The sequence below is a fragment of the Paraburkholderia sp. BR13439 genome (assembly GCF_040948805.1).
Lineage (GTDB): Bacteria > Pseudomonadota > Gammaproteobacteria > Burkholderiales > Burkholderiaceae > Paraburkholderia > Paraburkholderia youngii.
Window position 1 is genome coordinate 1 of record NZ_JBFPKN010000145.1, and the last position, 525, is coordinate 525.

A 525-nucleotide genomic window follows, 5' to 3' on the forward strand; every position below is an offset into this window, starting at 1 on the left:
CGATACAATCACAACCCTGATTCACCTACTCACACACCCATCTCCAGGTACGCTTTCGTGAATCTCTTTACTACTTCTTCCTGATTGTTAAAGAACGACAGCCGATATCACGATTGGATCGTGTACCGCGCTGACTGGCTCAATCGCCAATGCGCAACGCTCTGCATCCAGGCAGAACCCTGCGCATTGAGGATTGGTGGAGGATGACGGGATCGAACCGACGACCCCCTGCTTGCAAAGCAGGTGCTCTCCCAGCTGAGCTAATCCCCCGGTCATACCCTACTCAAGGGTGTCCCAGTCAGCACCACAGACAAAGATGGTGGGTCTGGATGGATTCGAACCATCGACCCCCGCCTTATCAAGACGGTGCTCTAACCGACTGAGCTACAGACCCCTGAGTCTGTCTGCGTTGCTTCTCTAAACCACAGCCGATAAGCGTGAGCGCTTGCGCAGCAATGCAAGCTCTGGAAAGGAGGTGATCCAGCCGCACCTTCCGATACGGCTACCTTGTTACGACTTCACCCC

General features: G+C 54.5%; 2 tRNA genes and 1 rRNA gene. All 3 read right to left on the bottom strand.

The features are described 5' to 3' along the window. Positions 1-194 precede the first annotated feature (194 nt). Positions 195-270: transfer RNA gene (locus tag AB3X96_RS42600), tRNA-Ala, on the bottom strand. A gap of 47 nt (positions 271-317) precedes the next feature. After that, a tRNA-Ile gene (locus AB3X96_RS42605) sits at positions 318-394 on the bottom strand. 74 nt (positions 395-468) lie between these two features. Next, positions 469-525: ribosomal RNA gene (locus AB3X96_RS42610) — 16S ribosomal RNA — on the bottom strand; the annotation flags it as partial.